This is a genomic window from Virgibacillus oceani, assembly GCF_041521345.1.
Lineage (GTDB): Bacteria > Bacillota > Bacilli > Bacillales > Amphibacillaceae > Virgibacillus_N > Virgibacillus_N oceani_A.
The window spans coordinates 35,297-59,765 of record NZ_JBGOHB010000002.1 but is presented as its reverse complement, the minus strand read 5'-3'; the positions used below and the strand labels follow the sequence as shown (position 1 = coordinate 59,765).

The window sequence follows — 24,469 nt, the reverse complement described above, 5'->3', positions numbered from 1 at the left end:
ATTTTAAAATGTCAAATCAAGCAAATCCAACAAGAGTAGTAACAGGTGAGGTACGTTTCAGTTTTGTAAGTCTTTTGAAGCCAAGCGAGGGGCAGTATGGCGGGGAGCCAAAATACAGTGTTACTGTTCTTTTGCCTAAGTCTGATACGGCTACAAAAGCAAAAATCGATGCAGCTATTGAAGCAGCTAAACAGAAAGGGAAAGAGAAAAACTGGAACGGAGTTATCCCTCCAAACGTAGCAATTCCGATCCACGACGGTGACGGCGTAAAGCCTTCTGACGGCATGCCGTTTGGCGAGGAGTGCAAAGGTCACTGGGTGTTCACGGCTACAACTAAACCGGATTATCCTCCAAAAGTTGTTGACCAAAACATGAATCAGATTATTGACCCGACTGAGGTTTACAGCGGTATGTACGGCCAGATCGCGGTAAACTTTAACCCTTATAAATTTGCTGGTAAATCCGGAGTTGGTGTTTACATCAGTACGAACGTATTAAAAACACGTGACGGTGAGCCATTGGCCGGATCTGCTCCGGATGCTGCAAGTGATTTCGGAGGCGCTCCACAGCAACCTCAACAGCAGGCGCCACAGCAGTTCCAGCAGCAACAATATCAACAGCCGCCACAGCAACAACAGTATCAACAACAGGCGCCACAGCAGCAACCACAACAGCAGATTGATCCGGTAACAGGTCAGCCGATTAACGGCGGCGTGTACGGGATATGATAAAAAGTTTAAAAAGGTGCACTAATTGCGGGGATTCTTTCCCCGCGACAAGCACCTATTTCAATAAAAATTGCCAGAAAAAAGATGGGTTGACTCCTAGATGCAAAAGATGCTTAAACGCTCAGGCAAAAGTATATCGGGTTAACAACAAAGAGAAGATCAGGGCTACGAAACAAAAGATCTATGAGCGAGATAAAGAAAGGATAAAAGCAAAAGTAAAGGTTTACCGAGAAGAAAACAGGGAGAAAGTAGCTGCACGAAAAAGAAAATATCAGGAAGAAAACAGAGAAATAATAAAAGCTAAGAGAAAGAAATATTACCAAAAACACAAAGAAGAAAGATCGGCTTATTTTGCTGAGTATCAGCGTAAACGTTTGAAAAATGATTCTCATTTTCGGCTTAAATATGTATTAAGAAGACGAGTGCTCCATGCCCTGAACGGTGAGATCAAATCGGGGAGAACTTTAGATCTAATAGGTTGTTCAGTTCGGGATTTAAAGAAGCATCTGGAGAAGCAGTTTCAACCGGGGATGTCCTGGAGCAATTACGGTGAATGGCACATAGATCATATAAGACCATGTGCTTCATTTAACCTGGCTGATGAAGACCAGCAAAAAGAATGCTTTAACTATAAAAATTTACAGCCTTTATGGGCGGCTGAAAACCTGGAAAAAGGGGCTAAATGGAGTGAGAGTGTATGAATAAACTATTCATAGATTTAGAGACATTTAGCAGTGTGGGCCTTAAAAAAAGCGGGCTTTATAAATATGTTCAAAGTCCTGATTTTGAAATTCTACTTTTTGCGTATTCGGTAGACGGCCGCCCTACAAAAATTGTAGATCTTACTAAATGGGAGATTATACCGGATGAAATTATAAACGCCTTATCAGATCCAAACGTGACCAAACACAGCTATAACGCAGCTTTTGAGTGGTATGCATTAAGCAAGTTTTATAACACTCCTCTAAATCAATGGAGAGACACCATGCTGCATGGTATGTATTGCGGATTCACTGCCGGTCTTGGAGCAACAGCAAAAGCGTTAGGGTTTCCACAGGAAAAGCAGAAAATGACAGCAGGTAATGCGCTTATTAAGTTATTCTGCACGCCTACCAAACCGACAAAAAAGAACGGCAACCGCACCAGGACGCTTCCTCACCATGAACCGGAAAAGTGGGAGTTATTTAAAGATTATTGCGTGCAGGACGTTGAAGTAGAAAAAGCTATCGAAAATAAACTTTCCAATTTTCCTGTACCTGAAGCTGAAGAAAGATTATGGCAGCTAGATCAGCAGATTAATGTTACCGGGATTAATGTAGACCAGCGATTAATTGACGGCGCAATCTACATAAGCAACCTTACAACAGATCAATTAAGAACAGAAGCTGTAAAAATCACAGGACTGGATAACCCCAATAGCACAGCTCAGTTAAAGCCTTGGCTGGAAGGTAAAGGTTTGGAAGTTCCTAACCTGCAGAAAGAAACTGTTTCCGAGCTACTCGAGACTGCTTCAGATGATGTAAAACGCGTGCTTGAGATTCGGCAAGAAATGTCTAAAACAAGCATTAAAAAATACCAGGCTATGGTGGATGCCGGGGGACACGATGGGCGTGCAAGAGGGTTGCTGCAGTTCTACGGCGCCAATCGCACGGGCAGATGGGCAGGTAGACTTGTCCAGGTACAGAACCTGCCGAGAAACTATATGGACACCTTAAGCCTAGCTCGTGGTATTGTTCAGAATAAAAATGAAGAGGGTTTAAAGATGATTTACGGAAACGTACCGGATACTTTATCACAGCTTATCCGGACTGCCTTTATCCCTAGTGAAGGACACACTTTTGTAATTTCCGATTTTTCTGCCATTGAAGCAAGAGTAATAGCTTGGCTTGCCGGTGAGCAGTGGCGGCTGGACGTTTTCAACACTCACGGGAAAATTTATGAAGCTTCAGCCAGTGCCATGTTTGGTGTTCCAATTGAAGAAATTACCAAAGGTTCTGACCTCCGGCAGAAAGGTAAAGTGTCTGAACTTGCTCTTGGTTACCAGGGAGCTGCCGGCGCATTGATCAGTATGGGAGCTCTTAACATGGGTTTATCAGAGGAGGAACTGCCGGACATTGTGAAGCGGTGGAGATCAGCTAACAGAAGAATCGTAGATTTATGGTACAGCTTAGAAAACGCTGCTCTTGCCGTATTACGAGACGGTCAGCCAGTAGGTGTAAAAGGCTTAATTCTGCAGCGTGAGAGTGACATTGTAAACGGCTTGGACTTCCTTACCATCCAGCTGCCAAGTAAACGGAAACTGTATTATGTGAAGCCGTTTTTATCTGAAAATGATTTCGGCAAAGAGGCTGTCCACTACTGGGGCATGAATCAAACAACAAGAAAGTTTGAAAAAATAGGCACTTATGGCGGCAAATTGGCGGAGAACGTGGTACAGGCTATTGCAAGGGACTGCTTGGCTGTGTCGCTGGAACGGCTGCACAATGCAGGCTATCAGACTGTTATGCATGTGCATGATGAAGTTGTACTGGACGTACCGAAAGAACAGGCAGATCTTGCAGCAGTTGAACAAATCATGGGACAGTCTATTGACTGGGCTCCAGGGTTACCGCTTGAAGCAGATGGCTTTATATCAGACTACTATATGAAAGATTAGGAGAGCATCAAAATGAAACTAATAAACGGGGAGCTATTAAGTGAGGATGAATGTTATCAAAAACATTACAGATTGATTTATAAAACTTTAAGGCCGTTTCTGCCAACTGCAAAAAACGTTGGTATGGACCAAGAAGATCTTATCAGTGAAGGAAAAATAGGCTTTTTGAAAGCGTATCGCAGGTTTGATTCAAGCTTAGGTTACAGGTTTTCTTCTTATGCGATCAGGACAATTAAATTTGAAGCGCTGCGGTTTATAAGGGATAAAGGGAAAATTGTCAGGTTTCCCAGAACAGCTATAGAGCTGGCCAATAAAATAAACGTTGCAGGCTTGGAAGGTTGTACGGAAAAAGAAATAGCGGAAAAAATGAACGTTCCTGCAAAAGATGTGGAGATTGCTATGTTAAGCAGAATGGATGTCGATTCAGTCGATCAGACTGTTTTCGATGAAAATGAAAAAGTCACGCTGCTGGACCGGTTAGGCAGTGAAGCAGATTATTCAGTAGTTTTTGTAAATGATTTTATTGACCGGTTGAATCCAGATGAACAGACAATCATTGATATGAGGATGAAAGGATTTCAGCAGCGTATTATCAGTGAAAAATTAGGCGTTTCTCAAGTGTGGATTAGCAGGCAACTTAAGCAGATCGGTGAGAGGTATTTGGAGCAAGTTGGGTCGTAGTAGACACCAAATGCAACAAAACAAGGAGGAAATTAAAATGGAAAAGCAATTACTTTATTATGTAGTTCCAAAAGAAAATTTCAAAGCGGAAGATAGAGTTTTTTTAGAAGGCGAGAAGTACCCAGTATATGACAATGACGGTTACTCTATATTATGCGCTGAAAACGGAACATTCAATTTCAATAAAAAGTTAATGCCAAAAGTAATTGAAGATTGGGAGTTAGAAGTAGTCAATATTTAATAAGTAGTCCGATTAAAAACCGACACAAAAGGAGGCTTGTAAATGGGACGAGGAAAGAAGTGGTCTCAGGAAGAACTTGATTACCTTGAAGATAGATGGGGCGTAGTTAGTATAAAAGGTATTGCGAATAAACTTGGCAGATCTGTTAACGCCGTAAAACTTAAAGCCCAGAGAACCGGACTTGATGATGCCTATGAGGAGGTACTGAGATGGAAATAAAAATAGTCGGAAGCACCACCAAAGTTAAGGAAAAGATGAAGAAAGAGCGGCAGGAAAGAAAGTCTGAAATTGCCGCTCTGGAGAGGAAAAAGAAAAAGGCCAAGGGCATTCTTATTCCACCAGATCAGGAAAGGTTAAACCATTTGGAAAGAACGCTGCATATATTTTCTGTTTCAAGCACATTGCCTGCTGACTTTGACGGTTTAATCATAAACGGAAAATTGCTGCAGGCTTATTTAAAAAAGCTGAAAGGCTGTGACTTCAAAATAGAGAAATCTCATGAAACTACATTACCTTCTATTAAGCTTTGGTACGGAAAGGAAAGACCGTATTTAAACGGTTTGCTGGAGCTCTACCCACTCAATCACTATTTTGAAGATTATGAAGGCATACCCAAATTGGAAATACATTACGATTTCTTAGATTAGGAGGTATACAGTGATTAAACTAAAAAACCCTTTTTCAGGTTTAAAAGACCCTTTTACGGATTTACCTGAAGTGCCTATGCCCAAAGTTCCTAATATTGAACATCTCAAGCTCGACAACGTGAATCACCCGCCGCACTACAAGCAGGGGAAGATAGAAACTATTGATGTGATCATGGATGTTACAAAACAGCTACCTGGGGATCAGGGCTATCTGGTCGGGAACATCATTAAATACGTAAGCCGGTACCAATATAAAAATGGCGTGGAAGATTTGAAAAAAGCCAAATGGTACTTGGATAGGTTGATAGAGGAAGACGAAAAGGCTGGAAGGTAATAGAAAGCAGGTGAGGAGATTTTGACACTACAATACGACAGACAGATTACCATTTCCGCGGGGAACAGCCGCAGGGCTACCCAGTGGCCAGCACAAACTTTATATTGGTCTGACTTAGTAGATCGTCTCCGGACAGCTGTGAGGGGCACAGAAACGCTTGAAGAATATCTCAAAATGCCGAAGCGCCAGCAAGATGATCTTAAAGACGTAGGAGGTTTTGTCGCCGGTGAACTTAAAAACCACCGGCGAAAAGCTTCCAATGTGTCCGGTAGGGACGTACTAACCCTTGACCTGGATAACATCCCAGCAGGGGGCACAGAGGACGTACTGAAGCGCTTGGAAGGCTTAGGGTGTGCTTATGCCACGTACAGCACGAGGAAGCATGAGCCGGGCAAACCAAGGTTACGTGCTCTTGTTCCTATTAATCGGACTGCTACAGCGGATGAGTACGAGCCGTTAGCCCGGAAACTGGCTTCCATCATCGGGATGTCCTTGGCAGACCCTACCACATTTGAAGCTTCCAGGCTGATGTACTGGCCAAGTGTTTCAGCTGACAGCCAGTATGTTTTCCAGTTCGCTGATAAGCCGCTTCTGGATGTTGATGGGTTACTTTCCATGTACACTGACTGGCGAAACATTCAAGAGTGGCCACAGGTGCCGGGAGCCAGTGAATCCCATGTAAGGCTTGCAGCCAAACAAGGTAATCCGCTTGAAAAACGTGGCGTTATCGGCGCATTTTGCCGGCAGTATGATATCCACAGCGCTATTCAGACGTTTTTACCCGGTGTATATGAGCCCACTGATGATGGCAGGTATACGTTTGTAGACGGATCCACTGTAGGCGGTGCCGTGATATACGATGATGGGCTTTTCCTTTACTCTCACCATGCTACGGATCCCTGCAGCGGTAAATTAGTAAATGCTTTTGACCTGGTACGGTTGCATAAGTACGGAGATGAGGACGACGATGCCAAGCCGGAAACTCCGGTTAATAAGCTGCCTTCATTTACGCAGATGAGCGCTTTTGCTTTAAATGATGCGGGAGTAGCTGAAATTATTAACCAGGAACGGTACGAACAGGCTATTGCGGATTTCGGTGATCCGGCAGCGGATGCTCCGGAGGATAACCCGGGATCCGAGGTTAAAAAGGAAGATTACAGCTGGATAAAAATGCTTAAGATCCATCCTTCCACCGGACAGCCGCAAAAGACAATTGAGAATATATTAATTGCGCTTGAGGGAGAAAATAATTTAAAGGGCAGGATTCTATTAGATGACTTTGCAGATTCCATTGTAGGTATTGCGCCGTTGCCCTGGGCGCCCAGAAACAACCAAGAAGGGGAATTTAAATGGTCGGAAAATGACGACTCCGGATTACTTATTTACTTGGAAAAGATTTTAGGTTTCCAATCCAAAGAAAAAATGATGCATGCTTTAAGTCAATGCGCCGCAAAGCACGCTTTTAATCCGGTTACCGACTACTTACACAGTTTGAAATGGGATGGTGTAAAAAGGCTGGATACGCTGTTTATTGATTATCTGGGTGCTGCAGACACGGCTTACTCGCGTGCCGTTACCCGTAAATCATTTACTGCAGCTGTAGCCCGTGCCACGAGTCCCGGAATAAAACACGACACCATGCCTGTACTAACCGGGGAGCAGGGATTGGGTAAATCCACCTTGATCCATAAAATGGGGCAGACCTGGTTTAGTGATGCCCTGGAATCATTTGAAGGTAAAGATGCGGCTGAACTACTTCAAGGAGTATGGATAGTAGAAATCAGTGAAATGAGTGCTTACAATAAATCAGATTTAAACACCATCAAAGGTTTTTTAACAAGGACTGAAGATCATTACCGGGCAGCTTATGCACGTAAAACGGAAAAGCATCCACGTAAAAACGTGTTTTTTGGCACCAGTAATAGAAGTGATTATTTAAAGGATCCAACAGGCGGCCGGCGTTTTCTTCCCGTTGACGTAGGTGTGCAGCAGCCGATTAAAAGCGTGTTTGATGATTTAGACGGTGAAGTTGATCAGTTATGGGCTGAGGCAGTTATGTATTGGCGGCTGGGCGAGTCGCTGATATTAACGGGAGATCTGTTAGCGGAGGCAAAGCGGCAGCAGGAGAATCATGCAGAACAGGATCCTTGGGAAAGTATTATACGTGAATTTGTTGAAAGAAAAGTACCGGTTGATTGGTATAAAAAGGATAAGGCTACTCGGAAAATGTATTGGTCTGGAGATTTTGGCCGCAGTGACGTGGAACTTATGAATCGTGACCGTATATGTGCGGCTGAAATATGGGAAGAGTGTTTCAGTGAAAAAGTAAACCGTTTAAAACGATCAGAGACAATGCGGATTAACGACATCTTAAGCAACATAGAAGGTTGGGAAAAGAAAGCAACACCTTTCAGGTACGGCCCATACGGAAAAGTAAAAGGTGGATACGTAAGAATATTTTAGGGTTAAAAGCTGTCTACCTTCTGCCTTAAAATTGTCTACTTTGACCCTGTATTGTCTACCTTGTAAAAAATGGAAATGTCTACCTTGTCTACTTTGAAAAGTGAGAAAGTAGACGGGGAAAGTAGACAGCTAAACCCTTGATATATCTATATTTATATTACTTTGTCTACCTTGTCTACCTTAAATATATAAAAGTATATAAATAGGTAATATAGATGGATTAGGCGTATATAGTAACTGCCTGTACGCCTAATATAGCGCTTGTACGCGGGCGCGGTTGAGAAAGTAGACATGTTAGAAAGCGAGGTTTGTAAATTGAGAGAAAGAGACATTGAGGAGTACTTGAGAAAAGAAGTTAAAAAAGCCGGAGGTAAAGCTTATAAATTTGAATCACCTGGAAATGATGGCGTGCCGGACAGGTTGGTTGTTTTTCCCGGAAACAAAGTTTCTTTTGTGGAATTAAAAGCACCAGGTAAAAAGCCAAGGCCTTTACAAATTAAACAAATGCGGGATTTAGAAGGTTTCGGCTGCAAGGTGTTTTTAATCGACAGCAAAGAACTGGTGGATTTGTTTGTTGATGGAGAGCTTCAGAAATGAAGTTTATCCCGCACAGCTATCAAAAATACAATATCCACCGGATACTTCAAACACCGGCCATCGCGTTATGGCTTGGAATGGGACTTGGAAAAACCGTAATTACACTTACAGCCATAAACGATTTAAAATATAACCGATTTGCAGTGAATAAGGTTTTGGTAGTTGCACCTAAAAAAGTGGCCCAGGGAACATGGACAAACGAAGCAAAGAAGTGGGATCACCTGAAGATGTTACGGTTTTCCATTGTGCTTGGGTCCAGGAACAAGCGGATCCGGGCGCTAAATACACCGGCAGATATATACGTTATCAACCGGGATAACGTTACCTGGCTTGTCGATTATTACCGGAACAGCTGGCCTTTTGACATGGTAGTGCTGGACGAATCAAGCAGTTTTAAAAATCACCAGTCTAAAAGATTTAAAGCTTTGAAGAGCGTAAGGAAGCATATAAACAGGATTGTAGAACTAACCGGTACACCGGCTCCAAACGGTTTACTTGATACGTGGGCACAGATTTATTTGCTGGATGAAGGCAAAAGACTCGGATCGAAAATAACTGGTTTCCGGGAAAGATATTTTGAGCCGGATCAGCGTAACCGTGATAGAGTTTTCTCTTACGCACCGAAACCAGGAGCCGAGGAGAAAATTTACGATATGCTTAGGGACATTGTAGTCAGTATGAAAGCCAAAGATTATATAGAGCTGCCACCTGAAACATATAACACGATTCCGGTTGTTCTTAGCGATAAAGCCAAAAGAGCTTACGAGAAATTGGAGAAGGAGATGCTTCTGGAAGTGGACGAATCGGAAATAACGGCGGCTTCTGCAGCTGTGTTAGGTGGAAAACTTCTTCAACTTTGCAACGGAGCAGTTTATGACGAGGATAGAAATGTTTTAGATATCCATAACGATAAACTGGAAGCATTTCAGGAGACGATTGAAGCCTTAAATGGCCAGCCGGTTATCGTGTATTACAGCTATCAGCATGACAGGGAGCGAATTAAAAAAACACTTGCCAAAACAGGCTTACGGATCCGGGACCTTAAAACAGCCCAGGATGAAGCAGACTGGAATAATAAAGAAATCGACGTACTGCTTGCCCATCCTGCATCAGCCGGATACGGATTAAACTTGCAGGAAGGCGGAAACCATGTTATCTGGTTTAGCCTAAATTGGAGCCTGGAGTTGTACGAGCAGGCAAACGCAAGACTGGTCCGTCAAGGCCAGAAAGAAAAAGTTATTATCCACAAGCTTATTGTCAGCGGGGGCATGGATGAAAACGTGGAAGATGCCTTGCAAGGTAAAGCTGTTACCCAAGATGCATTACTGGAAGCTGTTAAAGCAAGAATTGAAAAAGTGAAGGAGGGGTCATGACTTGCAATTAAAGCGCAGCACGTTTAAATACATCGAGGCTGAAGTTTATAACCTTCACGAAACTTTGAAAGAGATAGAATTAACGGAGTCAGAACTATTGGATCCATACGAGGAAGAACCGGACGATCCGACAATCGTAAAAGGAGCTAACTCAGTTAGGATTCCAGGAGATCCAACCGGAAAGACAGCTACTCTTTTGGTTGAGCATAAGACTTTGCAACGGATGAAGCAGGTTTCCGGAGCAATTAAAAAAGTGTATGCCGGTTTAATTCCTGAAAAACAGGAAGTTATCAAAATATATTATTGGGACAAACCGGGTGAATTAACATGGGACGGAGTGGCCAAAGAGACCGACACAAGCCGCAGAACAGCCATCCGTTGGAGGAAACATTTTATCTATGAAATAGCTAAGGAGCTGGGTGAAAGATAAAAATGGCACTAAGTTGGCACTCTGAGAGTCTACTTCCGTGATATTATGTTAGTATAGGAAAATCTCCCATACCTGAGGACACAGCTTATAAATTTATCGAGACATCGGTTAATCACTGTAAGCTGTGTCAATAATTTGGTATTGCATAATCCTTCCAACTGACCGATAATAATAATAAAGGAGTGGGGGATTTATGAAGAAGGTATTATTTATATTGTTTGCTGCATTATTTGTAGTTGGGTGTTCGGGAGATGATGAAGAATCAGCAGAAGTAAATGCTGAAGAGATGGAACCAATGGAACAATCCGAAGGTGAAGAAGTAAAGAGTGAACAAGATGATGAATTTGACATAGATGAGTTTATAGAAAATGCAAGAGAAGAAACTTACGAACAATCAGAGGAAGCTGAAAAAGAAATTTATTTGAACTCGATAAACAATTTAATCTCTGATTACGATGAAACTTATGAAACCTTTACAACGGAAGCAGGAACAAACTTTTACGATATGGTTATTCAAGATATAGATACAAACGGTATAGATGTAGCTAGAGGAAACACAGATCAATTACTGGATGTATTGAAACCAGAAGAACAAGAAGCATTCAGTGAATTTCTTGATGAACTACTAGAGATTGAAGAAACATTCTCCCATTTAGATTGGAGTGATTAAATGCAAGTAGAATGTGATGATTGTTTTTCGCAGTTTGAAATGGATTTAAAAACAAAAGTGTTAAAGAACCAAATCCATAAACATTATTTCACTTGTCCTGATTGTAATACTGAATACGTTTCTTATTATACTGATGCTAAATTGCGTAGAGATATTAATCGGAACATGAAAAAACGTAAACAGTACGCCCAGTCCAAAACTGTTGAAGAATCAAGGCAGTTATTAGCTAGGATTAAAATGAATGATAAGCTGCTTAATCGGGATAAGGATGCATTGAAAGAGAAGATGCAGAAGGAAGTGGTGTGATGAACTCAAATCCTTCGGACGACTTCATTATGGAATTAGGTAAATCACTTGGTGTATATAAAGTATTAGATTGGATGATGAAAATAATAAATAAGCTGAAGACACTTACTTAATTGTAGGTGTCTTTTTATTTTATATAAAAGGAGATAGAGATAATGATTTCACTACAAGATTTAGGAATAAATATAATGAATGCCGATGGAGAAATGAGGAAAATGACAGACATTCAAAGAGATTTGAAAGAAGCTTATTCAAAAATACAAGCAGCAAATAAGCCTTTATTGGTTATCGAACTCCAAGATGAAACCTCCGTACCGAAAGTGTTTTACAAAGGGGAAGAGATCACGAAAAAAATACACATTCATTTTGATTGGGATACTGATACATCTTTTCCGGGCGGCTTGTCTTATGCGATCGAGCATGCAGATATGGACAATGGATATCCTGCTGTAAATAAAATCGAGCGCAGAATTAAAGACCATGCCGCAGACTAGTACTAAACCTCACAGCATCTGCAATGAGTTCGGATGCAACAATCTTACAAAGGAATCTTATTGCGAAGAGCACCAACACATTCAGATTGAAAAGGAACTCAAGCGTCACAGGTATTACAATACAAATCGTGACCCTGCGGTAATAAGGTTTTATAACTCAAAGGAATGGCGAGCACTCTCTGAATATGTTAGAGCCAAGAACCATTACTTATGTATTCAATGTGACTTATCTCCGGCGGACTTGACAGACCATATCATACCCATTGAGGTTGATTGGTCAAAACGGCTAGACGTAAATAACTGTCAGCCACTTTGTCACGATTGTCACAACAAAAAAACAGCTGAAGATAAGAAAAAGTTCGGGAGGGGGAGGTCAAAAGTTTCTCAAGAAAAGCTCTGAGAACCCACCCCCCATCGACCGTGCAACTTTTTCAGTTTTTAGGATAGGGGGGAGTTGATAATTGGAGGAAAATGGAAGTAAAAAATATAGAGTGCCAGGTTGGCTAGATGGTATGGCGAAAACTGAGTGGAAAAGAGTCTTGCCTCTGCTCGACGAAAGCCGATTCAATGAAGTAGACCTGAAAGCACTTGAAGCTTATTGTCAGTCTTACGCTAAATGGAAACGATGTGAAAGAATACTCATGGATGAAGGCTATACATTCGAAACACCAAACGGATATGTGCAACAACGCCCTGAAGTGTCGATTGCAAAAGATGCTGCTGGGAGTATGCAGACCATTGCTAAAGAATTAGGCTTCACCCCAGCTTCAAGGATCCGCATGGATAAGAATAAAGGTGAAGGAGCGAGTGGGAGGGGGGAAGGAAATGACCCAGAAATGGAAGACATGATTAGTTAAATGTAGGTGAGGTGATATGAAATTAAAGAAACTAGTTGATGAAAAATATCTAACAGAAGATTATTATTTTGATGAAAAAGAAGCGGAAAAATTCCACCGGTTTTACAGAAAATTAAAGCTGCCGTATGCTGGTGTATTAATTCAGCTGATGATGTTCCAGTTAAAAATAGCAATTGAAATACTGACCATAAAAAGAGTGAAAGATAACACCCGGCGATTTCGTGAAGTCTTTATTACTATGCCAAGGAAGAATGCAAAGTCATTCCTTGTGGCATTGATCATGCTTTATATATTTTTTACCGATAAAGAACCAGGGCAACAAAATATCATTGTGGCCAACAGCCGCGATCAAGCTTCTAACGTTTATAACATGATTAAGTTCATGGTCAAGAATAATAAAACACTTATGAAGTATTGCCGTATCGTTGACAGTAGACGTGAAATCATTCGAAAAAACGGATCTTATATCAAAGTAATGTCATCCGATGCGGGTAGGCTGGATTCATTTGAGCCTTACGTTGCATTGGTAGATGAAACCCACGAGGACACAACGCACGGCCAATCATTCGTGAAGCTTGAAACTGGAATGGGGCAGCGTGATGCTCCATTAATTTTTAGCGTTACCACAGCTTCAGATGGTCAAAACAAACATAATTTGGAGTATGAAAAGTTTCAATATGCGCAAAGTGTTCGTAATGGAGAGATTGAAGATAATGCATTTTACAGCGCCATTTTTAAAGCGGATGATGATTGCGATGTCATGGATAAAGAGCAATGGATTAAAGCAAATCCTGGCATTGATCTGTTGGAAGGCGGCTTTAGAAAGTCAGAAGAAATAGAACGATATGCAAAACGTGTTGTTCTTAATCCAGTAAAAGAACCGGAGTTCAGGCGATATTATCTGAATCAGCACGTTATTTTGGTTAATGAGCGTGCTATTAATATGGATTATTGGGAAAAGAGTGCAGCAAAAGAAGATTTATCTTTCCTAAAAGGTAAGCCTTGTTATGCCGGATTAGATTTATCCATACAGAAAGACTTTACTGCATTTGTCCTGGTGTTTCCGGTTAATGAAAAGTATTATGTCATACCGTATTTATTTAAGCCGGCGGATACGCTTGTGGATGATGCAAGATTAGATGATTTCCCATATCCTGCTTATGCAAAACAGGGATATATCGAAGCTACAAAAGGAGATTTTGTTAACCATAGGCACGTTAGGCAAAAAATAGGGGAATTGTCCCGGATCTATGATATTAAAGAAATCGTATTTGATAAGTTTTCCAGTAGTGGAATTGCTTCTGATTTGCAGAATGATGGTTTTATCATGGTTGATCATGTGCAAGGATTTGGATTTAGTCCTACTATATCCGATTTTTACGATTTATTATTTGATGATTTATTGAGACATAACGATAATCCTGTTATGAATTGGATGGCAGAAAGCACGAGAGCCAAAGAAAACAGCACTGGAAAGATAATGTTTGATAAAGAACAGGGGAAGATTGACGGTGTTATTGCTATGTTGATGGGATTGACTAGGGCGATTGCAAATAATAAAAAGCAGGAATACGATCCGAATAAAGCCATTGAAGAATGGGCTAATAGTATGAGGTGATGAAATGAAGATGTTGCACATAAAAGTGAACACAACTTTAGATGAACAAGGCTATGAAAAAGTTAGAAAGAGAATTGAAGATGAATTAGAAAGTGGTTTTCTAATTACTGATAAAAATATTCAAGCAGAAGTATTGGAATTCAACGTTGCGAGACTTGAAGAAGCTTCAAGTGATGATTTATACCAACGACATTATGCGTGTCACTGGGTTGGTGAAGATGGAAAGATTAAACCTAAAAGTTTAGGCACAGTAGATCGTCTTACCGGGAAGAAGATGACATAATGAAATTAATTAAAAACTTAATATCGAAAACCACCAAGTTCATTAAAAATATAATTAATGAGCTTTTTATTTTGTCTGGACTCTCTCTCATTGTGGTTGCGACATATCAGATTAATGTAATAGCAGCTATGTACTTACTTGGAGCAGTCCTTATTTTGTTTGGTTTATTCTTAGCATTTACCAGGAGGTGATCCACATCTAATTTAATTTGAAGGGAGTGATTATTTTGTGAAACTGTTTGGAAGAGAAGTCAAAAAAGAAGATATTGACGTAGATAAACTGCTGGAATCTCCTGTTTTTAAGTCAATGTTTGGTGTAAATATGGATAAAAAAGGCAAGAAGGAAACAACGCTAATCACTTCCTTACGCATTTTATCGGATAATGTTAGCAAGTTGCCTGTTAAAGTCCATAAGGGTAATGATGAGTCTGACGATCACGCTCTTTCCAATATGCTGAAATTGCGGCCAAACAAGCTAATGTCCGCATCCACACTGTGGAAAACAATCGAATATCAGCGTAATTGGTACGGTTATTCAGTTGTGGCGATTGGAAGAAATAAAAATGGTGAGCCAGTATCGTTAATTCCTTTGGATATGGACCATCTGACAACTTATGTTGATGATATTGGATTGTTGGAAAACAAAAAAACACCGATGTACTTTGAATATCATCAGGGCGGTAATCAATATCGTTTTTTTTACGAGGATGTTCTTTATTTTCTCGGAATGACAAAAGATGGCATAGATCCAATGCCAATTCGGAAACAACTGCAGACCGTAATTGATAACGCCAGCGAAGCACAACAATTCACTAATAATTATTTAAAAAATGGTCTCCATGCTCGCGGTGTAGTGAAATATATCGGTGATTTGGATGAACAAAGTCAAACTGAATTACAAAAAAGAATGAGTCGCGTTTCTGGTGGAATAGAAAAGGCTGGCCAATTGCTACCGTTGCCTATTGGATTTGATTATCAATCCATTAGCACGTCATTATCCGATTCGCAGTTTGTGGAGTTGCAGGCGTTAAGCGAAAGGCAGATTGCTTCTGCATTCGGTGTAAAAATGCATCAATTGAATAGCTTGGAACGGTCTACCCATCATAACCAAGAGCAGCAAAACAAAGAATTTTATGCTGATACATTACAACCAATTTTAACTGGATATGAACAGGAAATGTCTTACAAGCTTCTTACTGAAAAAGAAATCAGTGAGGGCTTTTTTATTCGGTTTAATGTTGATGCTATGCTTCGGTCAGATTTGGAAACACGTTACAAAGCATATAACGAAGGCATTCAAGGCGGATTCTTAAAACCGAATGAAGCAAGAGGTAAGGAAAACCTGCCTCCTGAACCAGAAGGAGACAAGCTTTATTTTAATGGAAACATGATGCCTGTCAGTTTTGCTGGTAAGCAGTTTATGAAAGGTGGTGAAGCTAATGGACAAAACGGAAATTAGAGAATTGGTGACAGGTGATATTGAAGTCAGGGAAGATGAGGATGGCAATCGGACATTATCCGGCCATGCCGTTAAATGGGAAAAGAAATCTCATGTACTTGGCTATTTTTACAAGTTTCGTGAACAAATCAAAAAAGGAGCATTCGCTGATTCTTTAAAAAATGATGATCAGCGTTTTTTATGGTCTCACGACGTTTCTCAAGTTCTTGGGAGAACAAAAAACAGCACTTTAAGGTTGAAAGAAGATGACACGGGTTTGCGGGTAGAACTTGATTTACCTAAAACAACTCTTGGTAATGATGCTTATGAAACTATTAACCGTGGTGATGTTGATGGAATGTCCTTTGGATTTATGGTTGAATCAGATGAAATCCAAGAACCAGATGATGATTTACCCCTGAGAACAGTCACAAAAGCTCGTCTCTTGGAGGTATCTGCGGTTGCTTTTCCTGCCTATCCAGATAGTGAAGTTTCAGCACGCGGATTTGACAGAATGAAAGAATACGACAATGAAATTAAAGAATACCGAGAACAGCAAGCAGCAAAAATAAAAACTTTGATTGATTTAGGAGGAATTTAATAATGACAGTTAAACAAAAAGGATTAAAGATGCAGCTTCAATTTTTTAATGGTGATAAAGAAGGAAAACGATTAAAAGAAATTACAGATCGTTTGGCAGAAATTCGTGAAATGCTTACGGATGATGAAAAACGCGGCGATGCAAAGTATTCTGATTTGGAAAAAGAAGTACGTGAATTGAATGATGAAAAGGTAGAAATTGAAGCTCGACAGAATGCGCTCGATGGAACTAAACCAGGAGAACAACGGGAGGGGGGAGAAAATCGTGAGTTTGATCCTGCCAACTTCCGTAAAGTTGATAATGGCAATGAAGAAAGAGTTGAACCAAATGACGAACAGCGTGATGCTTTCAAAAGTTATCTCGAAACAAGAGAAATTGACGGAGATAATTTAAAAACTGATTCCGGGTTTGTTGTTATTCCTGAAGAAGTAATCAACAGCATTATGAAACTGAAAGAAAAGGAATACAACCTGGACAGATTTGTAACGGTGAAATCAGTTAGCTATGGTTCTGGTAAATATCCGGTAATTCGTGAATCAGAAGTCGCTGCACTTCCAGAAGTTGAAGAACTGGCAGAGAATCCAGCACTTGCTGTTAAGCCATTTTACAATTTAGGTTACGAGATTAGAACACACCGAGGTTACTTTTTAGTATCCCGTGAAGCAATTGAGGATGCCGCAGTTAATATTCTGTCTGAATTAATGACATGGTTAGCTCGTACAGTTGCCGCCACTCGTAATAAGGCGATCGTTAATGCCATCAAAAACGGTACACCTGGACAAGTTAACGGCAACCCGTCAACACTTGAATTTGAAAAGGTAGAAGCAGTTGGCATGGACGGTATTAAAGATGCTATCAATCTGAAATTACTGCCGAATTACGATCATAACGTAGCTATTGTGTCTAAAACTGCATTTGCCACTCTTGACAAAATGAAAGATAAAGAGGGTAACTATTTACTGCAACCAGATGTGAAAGAACCTACTACAAAACGCTTGCTTGGAGCGACTGTTGAAGTTCTTCCGGATGAAATGATTGGCGATAACAATGCAAACACAATCATCATTGGTAACTTAAAAGATGGTATTGTCCTGTTTGACCGTTCTCAATATCAAGCAGCTTGGACAAACTACATGCATTTTGGCGAAGCGTTAATGGTTGCTGTACGCCAAGACGTTCGTATCCTGGATGAGAAGTCTGTCATTGTGCTTAACTTTGTAACTGAAGCACCTGAAACTCCCTAATACGCCCGATGAACCAGAAGAAAATGAAGAAGGTGAGGGCAACATAGCAAACTATCATTTAGGTGGTGGTTGGTATGAAGTCAATGGTCAGAAGGTGCAAGGGAAAGACAATGCATCAGAATTGCTAAAGGGTGATGAATAATGCTCCCATTAGTAAAACAATTTTTACGATTAGATGAACATTATGATTATGAAGATGAATTACTGCTGCATCTTATTGAAACAGCTAAAGAATATATCAAAAATGCAACCGGGCAGCAATTTGATGAAGAGATTAATATTCACCAGCAAATTGTGTTGTTGTTAGTAACCAACTGGTATGAAAACAGAAACACTCAAATTGCACAGGAACTGGACAGAACGCTCACAAGTATGATTTTACAAGCGGGGTTGGTTAAAAATGAATAGATCATCAATGGCAACAATGAATCAATTAAACAACCCTGCCAGATTTAATAAAATTGTACAGTTTGAAGAAGTAAAACAAGTACAGAATGAATCCGGTCATTGGGTTGATGATTGGGTTAAAAGTGATCTGGGTACAACCTACGCCCAGATCCGCAATATCCGGGGGAATGAGTTTATTATGGCTGGTGCAAAACAAGCGGAAATATCGGCTAGAATAAACACCCGTTATCGTAAAGATGTGGAAGATAAATATTATGAACTGGGAGAGAAATTAAGACTCACTCATAAAAATCGCGTTTTTGAAATCGAGTATATGAATAATCTCGAAGAAAGAAATGCGGAATTTGAATTTATCGTAAATGAGGTGAGGTGAGGTAATGAAATTAGACGTATCCGGATTTGATGAACTCACAACACAATTTAGCCGCATGGCAAGCGATGAACTCACTAAATTAGAAAATGAAGCAGTTAAAGATGGTGCTGAAATTGTTAAAAAGCAACAAGAACAAAACTGGAATCGATCAGGATCCGATGGAGAACACATCAAAGACAATATTAATGTTGGCCGCCCTTCCAAAATAGCAGAAGGCACGGGGATAAATGTTGGCCCTAAAATGTCTTTACGGTGGAGAGGGAAGTTTGTTGAATACGGAACATCTTATCAAGCGCCACAAAGACCAGTTGAGCGTTCAGGGGCTCAAAGCGAGAGGGCGGCAACCAGTGCAATGATGAGGGTGTTAGAGAGGGTGGTATCGTGACAACAGATTTAGGAAATTACGAAGCGCAATCCGAGTTATTTCAAGCATTAACAGAAGATGATGAACTGGCCACTCTATCAAAGGGTGGCTTTCATAATCTTGTGGCAAAACAGGATTCACCGTTCCCGCGGGTGGTTTATTCGGAATTAAATAACGTCCCGTCCGGTCATGCAGATAATGACGAAACACAAGCTACTGTTAATTTTCAAGTTAGCATATTTAACAATAGCCAAACTATCATTCATGAAAAAGCAATGATCAAGGCTGTCGATAGAATTATGAAATCTTTGGAATACGGCAAGTACGATCAACAAGGTTTATATGAAACAGACACAGAACTTTACCACGTGGCTTTACGCTACGAAAAAAACTTTTATGGAGGTAATGAATAATGGCAGAGAAACAAGCGAAAATCATTCACGGTTTGTCAAATTTCCATATTGCTTTATTGGAAAGTGATGATAACACAGGAGTTGAATACAGTACTGTTGAACGTATTGATGGTGCAGTAAGTGTATCAGGTACACCGAACGAGGACAGAACACCGAAGTATGCCGACAATGGCGTATTTGCTTATTTGGATAACTTTGAGAGTTTTGATGTAGATATGGCAGCTATTGACATTCCTGAGGATATGCAGGCAGAAATGTTCGGGGAAAAAGTAGTAAATGGAGTTACTTTTTCTAATAAAGATGACATTAAAAAAGAAATCGCACTCGGATTTGAAGCAAGATTGCGGGGAGGCGGCAAGCGTTTTTACTGGTTGTTAAAAGGATCCCCATCTGTTATGGGAATTGAACATGCTACAGATGAGGGAGCCATTACGGCGCAGGACGCTAACCTGTCTATTAGCTTTACTCCACTTAGCTATAACGGTGAATGGAGAGCACGTTTAAGCACAGAGACGGTTACATCTGATGAATGGTTCGCAGAAGTTGTTTATGGTGAAGAAGTTGCCTCTGAACTTCCAGGGGAAACCACACCCTAATGAGCCCGAAGAACCAGAAAATGGCGAGGGCGATGAAGAAACAGAATTAAATAATATTGGAGATATTGATTATTAAGAGTGGGCATATTGCTCACTCTTTTTATTTAGTTAAGGAGTGGTTTGATTGGCTGAAAAAGTAAAAGAAGAACATAAACCAATTTCAATTGAACTTGAAATAGACGGTAAAATGCAACGATTTGTTACACCGAAACGGATAAGCGGCACACTTTTAAAAGAAGCCGGAATGATATCGGAGGAAATCACATCAGGAATCCCGACTATCGCTGATTTGGATTCTTATTATCAATTTGTTTGTGATGTGTTTGGCAACCAATTCACCCTACAGCAATTTGAAGAAGGTGCTGACTCAAGGGACATCATGAAAACTGTTAATGCCTGTACGTATTTTGTCATGGGTCAAGTAACAATGGCAGCAGAAATGTTGTTGAAAGATGTGGATTTAACAGCGAATGAAGACGAAAAAAAAACATAAATGAAACAGTCATGGACATGTACAACCAATTAATTGATATTGGTATATCGCAAAACGATATCGACAACATGGATATGGTCTACCATTTGCAATTGCTTGGTAGACGTAAACAAGAAAAAGAAAGTAATGAAGATGACAAATTATATATCGATGATCTTGGAATCTAACTAGAAAGGCGGGTGAATTTATGAGTGGAAGGAATTTAAGGGTTAATCTGATTGCGAACACGTCACAGTTTAAAAGTGCTATGTCCGAAACTAGTAATCAGATGAAAACAATCAACTCGGAATTTCGAAACGCATCCGCTGAAACAGATGAATACGGTAATAAATTAGATAATACCGGAGCAAAGAAAACACAGCTTAACGGGATTATCGGACAGTACGAAACCAGAGTAAAGGCAATTACACAGGAACAACAGCACTGGACTGCAGAACTGGAAAGAGGAAATATCACCGAAGAAGAACATGCACAGAAGCAAGAAGAACTCTCTCGCCGTTTAAACAACACTGAAGCTGAAATGAAAAAGTATGAAGGGCAACTTAAACGATTGAATTCTGAAGGTCAAAATACGCGAATGACTTATGAAGAATTTGATAAACAGTTTCGTGATGTTGGTAAGACAATGGCGAAAACAGGTGCTGCTGTTGGTGCTGCCACGGGTGTTATGTTCAAGGGGCTTACGAATTTAGGTAAACGTGTAGTAACTACAGCTTCTGACTTCGATACAGAAATGAGCCGGGTCCAAGCTTTGACTGGTGCCACAGGTGATGAATTTGAACAGCTAGAAGGGAAAGCGTTAGAGCTCGGCAGCAGCACAGTTTTTGGTGCATCTGAAGCAGCAGATGCAATGGGCTTCTTAGGGATGGCTGGTTTTGATACTAATCAAATTTTAGAAGCCACGCCCGCACTTCTGGATTTAGCGGCAGCAGCACAAATGGATTTAGGACGAGCTGCGGACATAACTTCAAATATCATATCAGGGTTTAATTATGAAGCAGAAGAAGCCGGAAGGGTATCTGACGTACTAGCTAGTGCATCATCAAATGCGAACACGAACGTTGAGCAAATGGGAGATGCTATGGCTACTGTTGCCCCAATTGCCAGTACGTTAGGGATGGATATTGAAGATTTATCATCCGGTGTAATGGTCATGTCTGATGCAGGGATACAAGGGCAAAAATCCGGAAGGCAACTAAGACAAGGTTTAATTAGACTATCTAAGCCCACAGGTGAAGCATCTGATTTGATTGAAGAACTTGGAATTAATGTATTTGACGCAGACGGGAATATGAAGTCCCTTGATGGCGTTGTGGCTGAATTAGAAGACGGCTTAGATGGGATGTCTTCTCAAGCTGAAACAGCAGCCCTGGCAACACTCTTCGGTAGTGAATCTACAGCTGGTTGGTCAGCCTTGTTAAAACAAGGTTCTGGTGTGTTAGCGGATTATACAACTGACTTACAAAATTCTGAAGGTGCAGCGAGTGATATGGCTGAAACCATGCAGGATAACTTGCAAGGATCTGTAACTGAGTTAAAATCAGCATTTGAAGGATTGCAGATTGAACTTGGTCAAAAATTAATTCCCTATGTGCGAGATGGGGTTGATTGGCTAACCGAATTCACACAAAGTCTTGTTGATATGGACAGCGAAACAGTTGAAGCGATTGCCAAGACGGCGTTAATGGCTACTGGTGTTTTAGGTGTTACAACAGCCGTAGCAGGTTTAGTTGCTGGTATTGGTGCATTAATGGCATTTGCTGGCCCAATCGGCGTTGCGATTGTCGGCGGTACAGCCTTATTAGGTGGGTTAGCTACTGCATTATATGGCATCGAACAACACACCAAAGCAGTAGAGGAATCCCAAAGAGAGGCTAAAAGAGAAGCACTGAACTATGGTGAGAATCTTTCAGAAGGAACTCAAACAGGTGTGAAAGCTTACACTGATTTATATGAACATGCCAAAATTAAAATGGTAGAACTTCGCACCATGTCCGGTGATGAAGCAGAGGCAACCAAAGAAGAATTACGTCAAGCTTTTGCTGATATGGCTGATGTGGTTATAGCTGAATTAGAACAGCAAAAAGATGAACTGACGCGGGTTGTTAATGAAATCTATGGTTCTGTAGGTGAAGCTGGGGCTGCAAGATCTGAACAGATAACAGATGATATCATTGAAACGATTGACTCGGAAATAGCCGAATACAGACGTGCCAGAGACACCATAAATGAAATCATTGATGAATATGGTGCCAATTGGGCTGACTACCCTGAAAAGGTTCAAAAGGCATATGATGAAGCTTATCTCATCATGGATGAAGGCGCAGGAGTATTCGCCCAGACACAAAGGGAAATGCAAGCTATACAAGAGCGCATCATTGATCAGGGCGGCGCTATTCAGAATGATCAAGTAGAAGAATTCATTGGAAGAATCAATGAAACTTTCGACGGATCTCTTGAGGCAATCCAGCAGCATTACAGTGATAAGAAAAGTGTCATGGATCAGGCGCTTGCTCAAGAGCACATAGATGCTGAAACTCATGCCGAAATGCTAAAAGGTTTAGAGCAGATGACAACAGGCATGTATGAGGATGCAGCCTCACAGCGTAATGATGCTCTGCAAGAATTGGCTGGGCACGTTGACAAACGTGGAGAATTGATCGATCTGGAATCAGGGAAAATCTTAGAACGGGGAAAAGTAGAAGAAGAGCTTTCAACAACGGGGCGTCGAGTGGCAAGAGAAAGAGATGAAACCGACGAAGAATACTTCGACAGATGGCTTAAAAGGCAAGAGGATTATTTAGCCAACACCGAAAAGTTTGCAAGCGACACAAACCGCGTAGCCAATGAACAGCAGATTGAGTTTTTAGAATCTCTCGGTTATACCTACGAAGAAGCTTTAATCCTTATGGATGAGTTGAACCGTGACTCCACAGAAGCTTTATCAGAAGGCGCAGAAGAAGCAATGGAAGCCGGCAAGGCTAAAGGTGACCATTACATCATGGGATTAGATGAAACAATCCCGGGCGCTCAAAGGTCAGCCGATGAGATTGTGGAAGCCCATAACGTGCGAATCAGGGAAAGCCAAGAGGAAACCGAATCGCTCGGTAAAGCTTCTGGTGACCATTATATTAAAGGTCTTGACAGCACAACGTCTCAAGCGAGAAACGCAGCAGAACAATTTTCCAATGCTTCCAACGAAGGAATTGGTACAGGTGATGAAACATCCGAACAGCACGGTAAAGATAAAGGTGATGCCCACAGGAAAGGGCTAGATGGTACACGGGAGGCTAACAATCACAGCGGACGTGAGTTTAGCAAGAGAACCCTTCAAGGAATCGGAGAAGGTAATACAGAATCTGAAAATGCTGGTAAAAACAAAGGTGATGCTCACCGATCCGGTTTAGAGTCCACCCAAAGTAACAATGAAGCTTCTGCTAACCGATTGACCGCAGGGGTTACAAGGATTCTTGGAAGCACGACAGACGGCGGCGGTGGAAGTAAAGCTGGTCGAGAGTTTAGAGGCGGCCTTACTGGATGGAATGGACAAGTTGAAGCTGCAGGTGCAGGCATTGCTCGGAGTGGGCGTGATGGGCTTGCGAGTGTGGATACTTCTGGCACCGGAAGAAACTTTGTTAGTGGTTTTAGAAATAATATTAATGACAACAATGGTTCAATTTGGAATAGAGCATGGAATTTAGGGCGGACAGCGTTAAGTGCTTTAAACAGTTCGATCCGAACGGCTTCACCTTCAAGAGAAACAGAAGAAACAGGAGAAAACTTCATTGCTGGTTTTGCCAATTCAATTGATAAAGGCAGAAAAGAAACAGCTGAAAAAGCTTCCCTTGTTGGTAAAGACGCTCTTGAATCTTTAAATAAAGAACTGCAAGGGTATAAACAGGCTATAAGCGGAATCGCTATGGCGGTAGGTAGCAATAAGCAAACCCTAAAAGTAGAACATGAAATAAAACATACCGGGTTAGAAGACAAGCTTGATCAGCTGTTAGAACTTCTGGCAAAAGAAAGAATGGAGAAAAACAGTTCATCTGGAGTCACCCAAAATATAACTATAAACAGCCCAGAACCAACAAGCCCATCTGAAAATGCAAGGAAATTAAAACAAGCTTCTCGGCACTTAGCATTGGAATGGAGGTGATAGATA

30 protein-coding genes are annotated in these 24,469 nt (G+C 41.0%); all 30 read left to right on the top strand.

Going from position 1 to position 24,469, the window contains the following annotated elements:
* The first annotated feature begins 8 nt into the window (after positions 1 to 8).
* Positions 9 to 728, top strand: coding sequence for a DUF2815 family protein (locus tag ACDX78_RS02295; protein WP_486025009.1), 720 nt, complete (start codon positions 9 to 11; stop codon positions 726 to 728).
* Positions 725 to 1,429 (top strand): hypothetical protein, encoded by a 705-nt coding sequence (locus ACDX78_RS02290; RefSeq protein WP_486025007.1) that lies wholly within the window; start codon positions 725 to 727, stop codon positions 1,427 to 1,429. Before ACDX78_RS02295 ends, ACDX78_RS02290 begins: the two co-directional genes overlap by 4 nt.
* Positions 1,426 to 3,384, top strand: a complete 1,959-nt coding sequence (locus ACDX78_RS02285; RefSeq protein WP_486025005.1) for a DNA polymerase — start codon at positions 1,426 to 1,428, stop codon at positions 3,382 to 3,384. The genes ACDX78_RS02290 and ACDX78_RS02285 overlap by 4 nt, the downstream gene beginning before the upstream one ends.
* A gap of 12 nt (positions 3,385 to 3,396) precedes the next feature.
* Positions 3,397 to 4,065 (top strand): sigma-70 family RNA polymerase sigma factor, encoded by a 669-nt coding sequence (locus tag ACDX78_RS02280; RefSeq protein WP_486025003.1) that lies wholly within the window; start codon positions 3,397 to 3,399, stop codon positions 4,063 to 4,065.
* Positions 4,066 to 4,102: 37 nt separating this feature from the next.
* Positions 4,103 to 4,306 carry a hypothetical protein gene (locus tag ACDX78_RS02275; RefSeq protein WP_486025001.1) on the top strand — a complete coding sequence of 68 codons (204 nt, stop codon included), beginning with the start codon at positions 4,103 to 4,105 and terminating at the stop codon, positions 4,304 to 4,306.
* A gap of 42 nt (positions 4,307 to 4,348) precedes the next feature.
* A complete protein-coding gene (locus ACDX78_RS02270; protein WP_486025310.1) occupies positions 4,349 to 4,525 on the top strand; it encodes a hypothetical protein in 177 nt (58 codons plus the stop codon).
* Positions 4,516 to 4,953: a hypothetical protein gene (locus tag ACDX78_RS02265; RefSeq protein ID WP_486024999.1), complete on the top strand. Its 438-nt coding sequence runs from the start codon at positions 4,516 to 4,518 to the stop codon at positions 4,951 to 4,953. The genes ACDX78_RS02270 and ACDX78_RS02265 overlap by 10 nt, the downstream gene beginning before the upstream one ends.
* Positions 4,954 to 4,963: 10 nt before the next feature.
* Positions 4,964 to 5,287, top strand: coding sequence for a DUF3310 domain-containing protein (locus ACDX78_RS02260; protein ID WP_486024997.1), 324 nt, complete (start codon positions 4,964 to 4,966; stop codon positions 5,285 to 5,287).
* Positions 5,288 to 5,308: 21 nt separating this feature from the next.
* Positions 5,309 to 7,750, top strand: a complete 2,442-nt coding sequence (locus ACDX78_RS02255) for a virulence-associated E family protein (RefSeq protein WP_486024995.1) — start codon at positions 5,309 to 5,311, stop codon at positions 7,748 to 7,750.
* A gap of 315 nt (positions 7,751 to 8,065) precedes the next feature.
* Complete coding sequence (locus ACDX78_RS02250) at positions 8,066 to 8,347, top strand: VRR-NUC domain-containing protein (protein ID WP_486024994.1); 282 nt, start codon at positions 8,066 to 8,068, stop codon at positions 8,345 to 8,347.
* Positions 8,344 to 9,720 carry a DEAD/DEAH box helicase gene (locus ACDX78_RS02245; protein WP_486024992.1) on the top strand — a complete coding sequence of 459 codons (1,377 nt, stop codon included), beginning with the start codon at positions 8,344 to 8,346 and terminating at the stop codon, positions 9,718 to 9,720. The genes ACDX78_RS02250 and ACDX78_RS02245 overlap by 4 nt, the downstream gene beginning before the upstream one ends.
* A gap of 1 nt (position 9,721) precedes the next feature.
* Positions 9,722 to 10,150 carry a transcriptional regulator gene (locus ACDX78_RS02240; protein WP_486024991.1) on the top strand — a complete coding sequence of 143 codons (429 nt, stop codon included), beginning with the start codon at positions 9,722 to 9,724 and terminating at the stop codon, positions 10,148 to 10,150.
* A gap of 193 nt (positions 10,151 to 10,343) precedes the next feature.
* A complete protein-coding gene (locus ACDX78_RS02235; protein ID WP_486024990.1) occupies positions 10,344 to 10,820 on the top strand; it encodes a hypothetical protein in 477 nt (158 codons plus the stop codon).
* Positions 10,821 to 11,126 (top strand): hypothetical protein, encoded by a 306-nt coding sequence (locus ACDX78_RS02230; protein ID WP_486024989.1) that lies wholly within the window; start codon positions 10,821 to 10,823, stop codon positions 11,124 to 11,126. It abuts the gene before it with no gap.
* 155 nt (positions 11,127 to 11,281) lie between these two features.
* Entirely contained in the window at positions 11,282 to 11,620 is a 339-nt protein-coding gene (locus ACDX78_RS02225) for a hypothetical protein (RefSeq protein ID WP_486024987.1), read from the top strand.
* On the top strand, positions 11,607 to 12,020 hold the full coding sequence (locus ACDX78_RS02220; RefSeq protein WP_486024985.1) for an HNH endonuclease: 414 nt from the start codon (positions 11,607 to 11,609) through the stop codon (positions 12,018 to 12,020). The genes ACDX78_RS02225 and ACDX78_RS02220 overlap by 14 nt, the downstream gene beginning before the upstream one ends.
* 61 nt (positions 12,021 to 12,081) lie before the next feature.
* A complete protein-coding gene (locus tag ACDX78_RS02215) occupies positions 12,082 to 12,477 on the top strand; it encodes a phage terminase small subunit P27 family (RefSeq protein ID WP_486024983.1) in 396 nt (131 codons plus the stop codon).
* Between the two features lie 16 nt (positions 12,478 to 12,493).
* Positions 12,494 to 14,095, top strand: coding sequence for a terminase large subunit (locus ACDX78_RS02210; protein ID WP_486024982.1), 1,602 nt, complete (start codon positions 12,494 to 12,496; stop codon positions 14,093 to 14,095).
* Positions 14,096 to 14,099: 4 nt separating this feature from the next.
* The gene (locus ACDX78_RS02205; protein ID WP_486024980.1) at positions 14,100 to 14,378 is read left to right on the top strand and encodes a hypothetical protein; all 279 of its coding nucleotides are present in this window, start codon (positions 14,100 to 14,102) and stop codon (positions 14,376 to 14,378) included.
* Positions 14,379 to 14,606: 228 nt separating this feature from the next.
* Entirely contained in the window at positions 14,607 to 15,836 is a 1,230-nt protein-coding gene (locus ACDX78_RS02200; RefSeq protein ID WP_486024978.1) for a phage portal protein, read from the top strand.
* Positions 15,817 to 16,416 carry an HK97 family phage prohead protease gene (locus ACDX78_RS02195; RefSeq protein WP_486024977.1) on the top strand — a complete coding sequence of 200 codons (600 nt, stop codon included), beginning with the start codon at positions 15,817 to 15,819 and terminating at the stop codon, positions 16,414 to 16,416. Before ACDX78_RS02200 ends, ACDX78_RS02195 begins: the two co-directional genes overlap by 20 nt.
* Positions 16,417 to 16,418: 2 nt before the next feature.
* The gene (locus tag ACDX78_RS02190; protein ID WP_486024975.1) at positions 16,419 to 17,660 is read left to right on the top strand and encodes a phage major capsid protein; all 1,242 of its coding nucleotides are present in this window, start codon (positions 16,419 to 16,421) and stop codon (positions 17,658 to 17,660) included.
* Positions 17,661 to 17,801: 141 nt separating this feature from the next.
* Positions 17,802 to 18,068, top strand: coding sequence for a head-tail connector protein (locus ACDX78_RS02185; RefSeq protein ID WP_486024974.1), 267 nt, complete (start codon positions 17,802 to 17,804; stop codon positions 18,066 to 18,068).
* The gene (locus ACDX78_RS02180) at positions 18,061 to 18,441 is read left to right on the top strand and encodes a phage head closure protein (protein ID WP_486024972.1); all 381 of its coding nucleotides are present in this window, start codon (positions 18,061 to 18,063) and stop codon (positions 18,439 to 18,441) included. Before ACDX78_RS02185 ends, ACDX78_RS02180 begins: the two co-directional genes overlap by 8 nt.
* A 4-nt stretch (positions 18,442 to 18,445) precedes the next feature.
* Complete coding sequence (locus ACDX78_RS02175) at positions 18,446 to 18,826, top strand: HK97-gp10 family putative phage morphogenesis protein (protein WP_486024971.1); 381 nt, start codon at positions 18,446 to 18,448, stop codon at positions 18,824 to 18,826.
* Entirely contained in the window at positions 18,823 to 19,218 is a 396-nt protein-coding gene (gene gp17, locus ACDX78_RS02170; RefSeq protein ID WP_486024969.1) for a tail completion protein gp17, read from the top strand. The genes ACDX78_RS02175 and gp17 overlap by 4 nt, the downstream gene beginning before the upstream one ends.
* Positions 19,218 to 19,814, top strand: coding sequence for a major tail protein (locus ACDX78_RS02165; protein ID WP_486024967.1), 597 nt, complete (start codon positions 19,218 to 19,220; stop codon positions 19,812 to 19,814). Before gp17 ends, ACDX78_RS02165 begins: the two co-directional genes overlap by 1 nt.
* Positions 19,815 to 19,938: 124 nt before the next feature.
* Entirely contained in the window at positions 19,939 to 20,307 is a 369-nt protein-coding gene (gene gpG / locus ACDX78_RS02160) for a phage tail assembly chaperone G (RefSeq protein WP_486024966.1), read from the top strand.
* Between the two features lie 17 nt (positions 20,308 to 20,324).
* On the top strand, positions 20,325 to 20,474 hold the full coding sequence (locus ACDX78_RS02155) for a hypothetical protein (RefSeq protein ID WP_486024965.1): 150 nt from the start codon (positions 20,325 to 20,327) through the stop codon (positions 20,472 to 20,474).
* A 20-nt stretch (positions 20,475 to 20,494) separates the two neighbouring features.
* Positions 20,495 to 24,463 carry a phage tail tape measure protein gene (locus ACDX78_RS02150; RefSeq protein ID WP_486024963.1) on the top strand — a complete coding sequence of 1,323 codons (3,969 nt, stop codon included), beginning with the start codon at positions 20,495 to 20,497 and terminating at the stop codon, positions 24,461 to 24,463.
* The last annotated feature ends 6 nt before the right edge of the window (positions 24,464 to 24,469 follow it).

Coding starts and splice junctions, on each gene's coding strand:
- ACDX78_RS02295 (WP_486025009.1), top strand. CDS start 9: ATGTCAAATCAAGCAAATCCAACAAGAGTAGTAACAGGTGAGGTACGT.
- ACDX78_RS02290 (WP_486025007.1), top strand. CDS start 725: ATGATAAAAAGTTTAAAAAGGTGCACTAATTGCGGGGATTCTTTCCCC.
- ACDX78_RS02285 (WP_486025005.1), top strand. CDS start 1,426: ATGAATAAACTATTCATAGATTTAGAGACATTTAGCAGTGTGGGCCTT.
- ACDX78_RS02280 (WP_486025003.1), top strand. CDS start 3,397: ATGAAACTAATAAACGGGGAGCTATTAAGTGAGGATGAATGTTATCAA.
- ACDX78_RS02275 (WP_486025001.1), top strand. CDS start 4,103: ATGGAAAAGCAATTACTTTATTATGTAGTTCCAAAAGAAAATTTCAAA.
- ACDX78_RS02270 (WP_486025310.1), top strand. CDS start 4,349: ATGGGACGAGGAAAGAAGTGGTCTCAGGAAGAACTTGATTACCTTGAA.
- ACDX78_RS02265 (WP_486024999.1), top strand. CDS start 4,516: ATGGAAATAAAAATAGTCGGAAGCACCACCAAAGTTAAGGAAAAGATG.
- ACDX78_RS02245 (WP_486024992.1), top strand. CDS start 8,344: ATGAAGTTTATCCCGCACAGCTATCAAAAATACAATATCCACCGGATA.
- ACDX78_RS02235 (WP_486024990.1), top strand. CDS start 10,344: ATGAAGAAGGTATTATTTATATTGTTTGCTGCATTATTTGTAGTTGGG.
- ACDX78_RS02230 (WP_486024989.1), top strand. CDS start 10,821: ATGCAAGTAGAATGTGATGATTGTTTTTCGCAGTTTGAAATGGATTTA.
- ACDX78_RS02225 (WP_486024987.1), top strand. CDS start 11,282: ATGATTTCACTACAAGATTTAGGAATAAATATAATGAATGCCGATGGA.
- ACDX78_RS02220 (WP_486024985.1), top strand. CDS start 11,607: ATGCCGCAGACTAGTACTAAACCTCACAGCATCTGCAATGAGTTCGGA.
- ACDX78_RS02210 (WP_486024982.1), top strand. CDS start 12,494: ATGAAATTAAAGAAACTAGTTGATGAAAAATATCTAACAGAAGATTAT.
- ACDX78_RS02205 (WP_486024980.1), top strand. CDS start 14,100: ATGAAGATGTTGCACATAAAAGTGAACACAACTTTAGATGAACAAGGC.
- ACDX78_RS02195 (WP_486024977.1), top strand. CDS start 15,817: ATGGACAAAACGGAAATTAGAGAATTGGTGACAGGTGATATTGAAGTC.
- ACDX78_RS02190 (WP_486024975.1), top strand. CDS start 16,419: ATGACAGTTAAACAAAAAGGATTAAAGATGCAGCTTCAATTTTTTAAT.
- ACDX78_RS02185 (WP_486024974.1), top strand. CDS start 17,802: ATGCTCCCATTAGTAAAACAATTTTTACGATTAGATGAACATTATGAT.
- ACDX78_RS02180 (WP_486024972.1), top strand. CDS start 18,061: ATGAATAGATCATCAATGGCAACAATGAATCAATTAAACAACCCTGCC.
- ACDX78_RS02175 (WP_486024971.1), top strand. CDS start 18,446: ATGAAATTAGACGTATCCGGATTTGATGAACTCACAACACAATTTAGC.
- ACDX78_RS02165 (WP_486024967.1), top strand. CDS start 19,218: ATGGCAGAGAAACAAGCGAAAATCATTCACGGTTTGTCAAATTTCCAT.
- ACDX78_RS02155 (WP_486024965.1), top strand. CDS start 20,325: ATGTACAACCAATTAATTGATATTGGTATATCGCAAAACGATATCGAC.
- ACDX78_RS02150 (WP_486024963.1), top strand. CDS start 20,495: ATGAGTGGAAGGAATTTAAGGGTTAATCTGATTGCGAACACGTCACAG.